5 protein-coding genes and 3 pseudogenes are annotated in these 8,125 nt (G+C 67.6%); 4 read left to right on the top strand and 4 right to left on the bottom strand.

What is annotated here, in order from left to right; genetic code table 11:
* Positions 1-895: RHS repeat-associated core domain-containing protein (locus tag IF89_RS45160; RefSeq protein WP_199820609.1), on the top strand; the 895-nt coding region annotated here is incomplete at its 5' end.
* Between the two features lie 84 nt (positions 896-979).
* Here the strand turns inward: IF89_RS45160 and IF89_RS43185 are convergent.
* Together IF89_RS43185 and istB are read right to left on the bottom strand one after the other, a co-directional pair.
* Complete coding sequence (locus IF89_RS43185; protein WP_199820608.1) at positions 980-1,192, bottom strand: single-stranded DNA-binding protein; 213 nt, start codon at positions 1,190-1,192, stop codon at positions 980-982.
* Between the two features lie 145 nt (positions 1,193-1,337).
* Positions 1,338-2,117: pseudogene (gene istB, locus IF89_RS38830) on the bottom strand (IS21-like element helper ATPase IstB).
* A 25-nt stretch (positions 2,118-2,142) separates the two neighbouring features.
* On the opposite strand from istB, the gene IF89_RS45155 reads away from it, so the two are divergent.
* On the top strand, positions 2,143-2,331 hold the full coding sequence (locus tag IF89_RS45155) for a hypothetical protein (RefSeq protein ID WP_030776242.1): 189 nt from the start codon (positions 2,143-2,145) through the stop codon (positions 2,329-2,331).
* A 17-nt stretch (positions 2,332-2,348) separates the two neighbouring features.
* Here the strand turns inward: IF89_RS45155 and IF89_RS38825 are convergent.
* A pseudogene (locus IF89_RS38825) lies at positions 2,349-3,515 on the bottom strand (IS256 family transposase).
* Positions 3,516-4,224: 709 nt separating this feature from the next.
* Between IF89_RS38825 and IF89_RS45150 the strand changes: the two are divergent.
* On the top strand, positions 4,225-5,280 hold the full coding sequence (locus tag IF89_RS45150; RefSeq protein ID WP_030776239.1) for a hypothetical protein: 1,056 nt from the start codon (positions 4,225-4,227) through the stop codon (positions 5,278-5,280).
* Positions 5,281-5,810: 530 nt separating this feature from the next.
* Here IF89_RS45150 and IF89_RS0133555 read toward each other — a convergent pair.
* Positions 5,811-6,374, bottom strand: coding sequence for a hypothetical protein (locus IF89_RS0133555; protein ID WP_030776236.1), 564 nt, complete (start codon positions 6,372-6,374; stop codon positions 5,811-5,813).
* A gap of 1,422 nt (positions 6,375-7,796) precedes the next feature.
* Here IF89_RS0133555 and IF89_RS38810 point away from each other — a divergent pair.
* Positions 7,797-8,125: pseudogene (locus tag IF89_RS38810) on the top strand (hypothetical protein); the annotation flags it as partial.

Below are 8,125 nucleotides of genomic sequence, written 5' to 3'. Positions count from 1 at the left end.
CCCCGCACGCCTCTACCACCCCGAAACCGGCCGCTTCACCACCCGCGACCCCCACCCCACACCCCTCAACAAATACCAAGCCTTCGCAGCCAACCCCATCGAGCACACCGACCCCACCGGAAATATCCAGATTCGCTTGAAGCAGCGATCGCATCTGGGTGATGTTGAGAAGTACACACCCGACCACGTTCCCGGAATGAGGAGCGGCGAAGGCGCCCGTAGCGGCCGCGAAGAGAAGGTCATTGCCCTCCCTCTTGATCATAAAGCCCCCGAGCCTGCGGCAATGCAGCGGAATGCGGGCGTGGACGCCATACGGACTCTGTATTCCTCGGTCGTCGGCATGTCGCAAAGAGAAGTTTCCAAGCTATTTCTGGCATCTATCGGGCCGGATGGCTCGCCGAAGTCGGTAGGGCGTAACTATTTCAACGTTGCGGCAAGATCTGTCCCTCCTCTGGGCTGTCAGGCGCTTTTCGCTGCCTGTCTTAAATTCTTCGGCGAGGGGGAGCTTGTGAAGCCACACCACAGGGTGGAATTTAATATAAATAATGTTCCTTGGCCGATTGCCGCCAAGGGGGGAATGGGTAAAATTGTCAGTTTTATGAATAGCGGGAATATGGTTAAGGGTCGGCTGTATGGCCTGGCCATGAACCTGGTTGAGAAGGGTAGCGGGCGCATGGACGGTCATATCGTGCTAGCATTTCTCGGTTCACATCGGGGTGAGCCGGTAGTTAAGCAAGCCGAGTACAATGCTTACGGCTTTTTTGATCCGACGCATTGGGATGACTTTTGGCAGAGATTTCAGGCCGTGTATTTCGGGCTTTTTGATACCGGGCTGAATAAGCTTTCGTCCGGCGTGCTGTTTCGTGTGGCGGGTGATTTTTTGAAGCGAAAATGATGATCCCAGTATCTGGAGTTTCGGGGGCAAGGGCGTCCGGGGGTGAGTTCTCCTGCAGCCCGGTAATGACGCCCGAGGTCAGACTTATCGCCGCGATCTCCTCGGCATGATCTCGACGGTGGTGCGGCGCTGGCTTTCCTTGTGGTCGAAGGTGCGCTGCTTGAGCCGCCCGGTCACGATGACCCGCTTGCCCTTGGTGAGGGACTGGGCGGCGTTTTCTGCGGCCGCCCGCCACAGTGTGCACCGCAGGAGCAGGGCTCCCCGTCGACGAACTCGCTCCGGTCCGGTCGTACACACCTGGGGTGGAGGCGATGGTGAAACCGGCGACCGGGATGCCGGCGGCGGTGAATTGCAGCTCCGGGTCGGCCGTTGGACTGCCGACCACCGTCACCAGCGTTTCGCCAGCCTTGCCCGCCGCTCCGTCATGGGCCTGGCCTGTCTGTCAACGGCCAGTTCGCTCTCCCCAGAGGCGGCCAGATATCTCCCCGCCGTTGATCGAGTGGCGCAAGGGCATCACTCCCTGGCCGGAGGTGGCCTGGGTGAGCCGGAAGCTGTCACCCTGGGTGACCACGACGTGAGCGATGGTGGAGGAGCCGGTCGACGGTGGCCGTGGCCAGGGTCTTGGGCATGATCTCGTCGAATCCGGACGGGTGGAGGTTGCTCGAGACGGCCAGCGCCCGTCGTTCGTAGGCGGCGTCGACCAGGCGGTAGAAGCCCTCGGCTGCGTCCGGGCTGACGGGCAGGAGCCCGATGTCGTCGACGATGATCAGGTCGGTGCGGATCAGCCGGGACATCGCTCTGGCGAGGGAGTCGTCGGCCCGGTGCCTGCGGACCAGGGCTCCGAGGTCCTCGATGGTGAACCAGGCGACGGTCATCCCGGCCTCGGCCGCGGTCTGCCCCAGGGCCTCGGTGAAGTGCGACTTCCCGGTCCCCGACGGCCCGCAGATGCAGAGGTTCTCCTTCCGTGTCACCCACTCGAGGGTCTTGAGGGAGTCCTGGACCTGCTGCCGGGATATGGAGGAGGCGGTCTCGTCCCAGTCCCCGAACGTCTTCCCCGCGGGGAAGACGGCCCGCTTGCGGCGGGTCCGCAAGTTGGCTGCGTCCCGGCCGGCGGCTTCCTCGGCCAGCAGGACGCGGACGCCTCGGCCGGGTCCCACCTCTGTGCCTTTGCGGTGGGGATCAGGTCGGTCAACGCCCGGCGGATGTGCTTCGGTTTCGGCATTGGTGTGGGCACGGCCTGGCGGTAGGTGAACGACACGATCGAGCAGCTCGCCGCGTTCGCACCGTCGTTGACCGAGGTGCTGACCAGCCACCACGCCGACGGCTTCGTCACGGTCGCTGAGACCGGCCGGGTGCGAGCTGAGGGCCGTTTCTCCGGCAAGGTCCGGCGAGAGAGCGTGAATTTGCAGGTCATTACGGCCGAGGACGGCGAGTAATAGCCAAGAGTTGTGGATCAGCTGCGGTGGTTCATGCAGCGAGGGGGCTCTTCTGATTGAGCTTCATTGACGAGGTGTCCGTTTTCGAAGCGGTTGCCAGCTCGGACGAGGGCGACGAGGTGGGGAGTGCGGTGGCCCCTCGCCAGCGGACCTGGGCGGACTCGACGAACTTGAAGACCATCGCGAGGGCGCAGGCTGGGCTGCCGGCGCCGGGGGTGACCCTGGCCCGGAGCTTGACCGTGGAGAAGGCCGACTCGATGGGGTTCGTGGTCCGCAGTTGGATCCAGTCCCCGGCGGGGAAGCCTCGGCGTTGCTGATCTCCCGCAGGGCCCTCCTCGCTGCGGGCTGCGGGGACTTCGGCAGTGCGTTCATGACATGGCGGGTTCTGTGGACCCAGGACCTTTGGTGCCTGGCGGCGGGGAATACCTCCGCCAGGCCCGACATAGGCCCTCGCGCCGTCGCCGACGACAACCGCCGGATCGCGCATCCCGCGCCGGCAGCAGTCCCGCAGCACATCCGCCCAGGACTCCGTCGACGCGCGCAGCCCCTCGGCGATCGCGATGACTTCCTCGGTGCCGTCCACGCGCACACCCATCAGGACCAGCAGGCAGGAATGCGTCTGGGACAGCCGGATTTTAGGGTGGATGCCGTCGGCCCCGGCATAGACGTAATCGGATTCCGCCAGGTCACGGCACTGGAAGGCGGCATGCTCGTCGGTCCACCGCTTCGTCAGCCGGGTCACTGTCGCCGATGGCAACCCGGCCGCGCTGCCCAGGAACTGCTCGAGTGCCGACACGGAAATATTGCCCGAGGACAGGCCATGGAGGTAGAGCAACGGCAACACCTCACTGGCCTTGGGCGACTGCCGGCACCAGGGCGCGAGGATCTTCGAGGAGAAGCGCTTGCGCTCACCGGTCGCTTCGTCGGTCCGCTTGTCGTTCACACGTGGCGCCGACACCTCGACCGGTCCCGCCGCCGTGGTCACCGTCCGCGGCCGGTGCCGGCCGTTACAGACCACCAACCTGCGGCCGGCCTCATTGCGCCAGCCGGCGAGCTCGGCTATGTACTGCCCGACCTCCGCCTCCAGGGCGGCGGCCGAGCATCCGCCGGGCGCCCTCCCGGACTATCTCCTCGAGCAAGGAGCCGGTCTCGGTGATGCCGTCTTCGTTGACTGCGCTCAGCACAGGCGTGCCTTCCCGACCCGCGTCCGCGCGGCGGGCCTACTCCGTGACCTTGAGCCGATCACCCGGGAAGGTACGCCCTCCACGCTTCACGAGGCACCCCACCCCGGGCCGATCCTCAGGTTCCGAGCATTGCTCGAGGACGGCCTGCCCCCACGGATCCCGCCCGCTGTGGGGAACCAGCGAGGTGAAGGCCGCACGCGAACACGACATCGTAGAGACGTGCGCCTCGCTGGATCTCGAGGTCCTGGCGAACAAGGGCTACCAGGGCGCTGACGGCACCGTCATCACCCCCGGTCAAGCGCAGGCCAGGTACCGGACTCTGCGACAAGCACAAGAAATCGAACAGGGTGCGCGCGGCACTTTGCGCCCCGGTCGAACGCGGATCAAGGGCTGGAGGATCTTCCACCACGGGCACGCATCAGCCCCGGACAAACTCACATCGTCGCCGCCATCCTCACGATCTACACATGAAAAGGGCTCCTGGCTTAACGTCCGGAAACAGATCTGTGACGGCGCTTCGGCACTACCGTGCCGCTGGGCCACCCGCCGACAGCAGGCTGCCCGTCGTTCCTCTGCCAGCACAGACAGAAAGGCGCCATCCATGACGCAGGCCGCTCCTGTCCGATGGGTACCACCGGCCCCCCGGGAACTGCCAGAATGGCGTGCGGAGCTTGTCGCGTACACCGCGTCGGACGAGTCCCACGCCGCCATGCGTCAGGCGATCCGCAGGGGCCGCTGCAGTATCGTTCCGACGACGCGTCACGCGCCGGTTGCGGCCGACACCCTCGCCGCAATCCTGTTGAACAGGGCTGAGCGGGCCCGGCTGCAACAAGCTGAGTTGTACTACGCCACCGCCGACATGACGGCCCTGGCCCTGGCCGCTGCTGCCCCGCCCCGCGAGCGGGCAAGCACCGGCCGCCTGCCGACTGAACACGGGTTCATCGTATTTGCAGAGCCCATCGGCGGCTATGTCGAGGACATCGGTCTGGCCCTGGCCGACACCCCAGCCGCCCGGCCCGGTGTGGACGCCAAAGTCACCACTCCGATCGTGGCTGCGTCGTGGACCGCATGGACCCCGGACGCCACCGGGAAAGAGCCTGTCACGTGGGGGCACAGCACCCGAGACGGGTACACAGCGATTCCAGCCCGCTCCCGGGGGATCTGGGTGACCTACTACAGCCCCCGCGGCCTGCTATCCGGCCTGCCCCCGGAAACCGTGCTCGGCACTATGCCGGATGGGTCGGCCATGACAGCCGGAATGATCGAGTCGGAGCAGTACGCCCTCTCCGGCGGCCCGCTCTCTTGGGACAACGAGGCACTGATCATGGAAGGCGCCGCATTCGAACCGGCCCAACCCGACACCACCGAAGCCTGGACACACACCCTCTATACCGTCTGGCAGCTCATGTCACCCGCCAGCGGCACCCCCTGGGTCGAGGTGGAGGACATCCCCCGGGACCGAGCCGGCCGGAAACGTGACACCCGGCTGGGCATAACAGGCCCGTCCCGCGTCCGGGTCGTAAACGTGCACACCGCGCACCGCCCACCCCGGGACGCGGCCGCCGCCGATGCCGCGGCCAGTACTGGCCGCCGTGAACCCTCCTGGACCTGCCGATGGCCCGTACGCCCCTACCGCCGCGTCATCTGCCTCAACCCCCGCGGGCATGCAGCCGGAATTTGCCAGCATGAAGACCGCATCCTTCCCGGCCACACCAAAGGCCCCCAAGGCGCACTACTGCGCACCGGCACCGCCGTGCACCTTTGAACCGGAACAGGGTTAGGGGAGAGGCACCAGACCCCGCGATCAACACCGCGAGGTCTGGTGCACCCTGTTCAGGTGCCCACCCGGCATACCCGGACTACCCCTGACGTGCAGGGCATGACCGTATTTGCCCCCGGCCAGCCAACGCCGAAACCTCCATGTCACCGAGAGCTTGCAGCAGTGCCTTATCGCGACCGACCTGCATCCATTCCAATTAATTCACGCAGCTTCCGACCCGGAAAGTAGGAGGGCACCCCGTTACCTCGCCGCTGGTGGCGGTCAGGGTCCGGCCCAGCGCATCAGCCTGCGCAGCAGAGCCGGCGGCGGGGGTGCCGTTGGCGAAGACCACCCTCGCCGACACAGTCCGCGCCGCACTGTCCGCGTCCTGCACCGACACCGCACGCGCATCCGCCAGGGGGCATCCTCCGGGTCCGCGCCGAGGACGCCCTGCGCGACCGCCTCGGCCACAATGTCGGAGGCCGTCTTGACGGGTGGTGCCGTCCGGGCTGGTCACGCTGCTGGTGTTTGTGGCCTCACGGGTCGGTGGAGGCGACGATTTTGCGGCCGGCCTGGTCGGTGGTGGTGACCTTGTAGTGGGCGCACTGGGAGTAGTCGGCCTCGGACAGCACCCTGGCGCCGTCTGCGTCGGGCTCTTTGGCGTAGGCGCCGTCGCGGTAGTTGTCCGCGGTCCGCAGGGGCCGGCCCAGCGCGTCGAGGGTCTCGGTGATACGCCGCCCGCCGGGGGTGGCCGTGACCGTGACGGCCGGGGACGGGTAGGCGATGCGGGTGGTCTGCGGCTTGCCGGAGTCCGGCAGCACCGTGTGGACGGCCGGGCGGCCCTGGCGGTCGTACTCCGTCCGCGACACCGCCCGTCGGCCCGGCCCGGCCGCCTCCAGCACCGCCCCGGTGGCCAGGTCCGTCACCCGCGAGGCGGAGGTCTCGGCGTCCGTGCCGGGCGCCACCGTGGTGGTCTCGGTCAGGCGCCCGTCCCCCACGGTGCGGCTGACCTCAGTCTTCAGCTCACCCGGCCCCTCACCCCGGCCGTTTGGGTCGTAGGCGGTCTCGGTGACCGTGCCGGTCTCCTCCACCGTCTTCACCGCACGCCCTAGCTGTCGTAGGCGGCGGTCACGGGCTTCCCGTTTCTGGCCTGCGGTGTTGTGGACGGTGTTGGCCTCGAGAAGCAATAAGAAGGCACAGAAAACCCCGGGACAAGCGAGCAGGAACTCAATCCAAGAGAACAGGAATCGGAGGCTTGCGTCTCTCCTTCGAACAGCCCTCGCCGCTCAGAAGCATTTGGATCGCGCTTCGTCGCCGCTTAAAGGGCTAGAAGACCTAGACTGCGGTGATTTCCTAATTCATAACCGCCACCGCCTTACCCCTGCTGGTCTTTCGTTGCTGAGATTCAAGGTGGGGTCAGTGGGCTATTGAGCTTGTTTCATTTTCGCGGACACTTTTGGTCACGTCGTTGTTCGGACGCCAGCACCAGATCCACCGGAGGCCCCACTGCGCCGTCCGCACATCACACTGCGTCCGCCAGCTCGAACAACTCGTCGCGCCGAGCGACCAGTCACTCGTAGCGTTCGCCCCGCATGCGTTTCGCTTCCGCGGACACCCGGGCCTGGTCCTGGAGGCCGCTGCCGATGAGCAGGGCGGTTCTGTGGCCGCCCGCTGGCGGATACCGGCAGGGCCCCTGCGGTGGAGAGCACAGCGCATGGCACCGCTGCACCGTGCCGCGGGACGCAGCAGCCGGCGCCGCGTTCACAGCGGTCGGCCGCGCATGCCGGTCGGCATGCGGGCATACCCTCCTCGGCCGCGGTCCTTGCAGTTGCCTGCGCAGCCGGCTGCGGATGGTTCGCGATTGGGGAAGGCCGCCGGACGTGCCGACGAAGAGCACGGGCGGGCTGGGGATGCCGCATGTCTTCCAGGAACCATTCCATGACGGGGGCCGGGGCCGTTGGGCAGGGGAACCGGCGAGGGCGGGCCCGCAGGTGCGGGCGCCCCTGCCGAAGCGGGCGCGGAGCTTGCAGAACGGGGGGCCGCGGGCGGTGGCGCGTTCGGCTTCTCCAGCGGCGGGGCTTCTTCCGAGCGGAGCACGGCGTGGGTACAGCGTCCGGGACACCGCATAGTCCCGGGCGGCTGGCCCGTCCTTCCCGGGCAGTGGCGGCCCTCTGCTCCGCGTCATAGGTATGGGCGCCCTTGCCGGAGCGGGCGTGGAGCCTGCAGAACGGGGGCCGCGGGCGGGGACCCGGCTTCTCCAGCGGCGGGGTTGGGCAGCCCTTTCCGGTGCCGCCGGCGTGCCGGGAAGCGCTGAACTCGCCGACCGGACAGACCAGGCGGACCGGACGCAGCCCCGGTCCCGGCCGCCCTGCGGCCCTGCAGTGTCCTGTCGGCACAACCCCAGACAGGCCAAACGGGCCGATATCGCCCGGGCGGGGGGCTGGACGGAGGAGGGACATCAGCCCCAGGAGCCTCTTTCCTGGAGAGGACATTCCATCGTGATACCTGCCCCGAGGGTTGCCATGCCGTCTTCTCCCGCCCCGTTCCCTGCCGCCCGCCGCATCCGCCGCAACGGCGTGGCGGGTCTGCTCGTCCTTGCTGCCGCCGGCACCGTTGCCGGGGAGAGCGCGGGCGAGGCCTTTGCCGCTCCCGGCTCCCGCTCGGCCGCCGCAGCCGCAGCGGTGCCGGGTGCCTCCGGCACCGTGTCCGGTGTGTTCGCCCCCGGCGAGGAGGCCGGCGGCGCAGTGGATGCGCGGACCGGCCGCTACTCCTTGGAGGTGCCGCTGCTGGCGACGGCGGGGCGTGGTGAGGCGGGGTTTGCGCTGGCTCTGTCGTATGACCAGGAGTTGTC

The organism is Streptomyces sp. NRRL F-2664, assembly GCF_000719345.1.
GTDB lineage: Bacteria > Actinomycetota > Actinomycetes > Streptomycetales > Streptomycetaceae > Streptomyces.
Note: the sequence above shows the minus strand (reverse complement) of the source record. Positions and strands in the feature narration are given on the sequence as shown.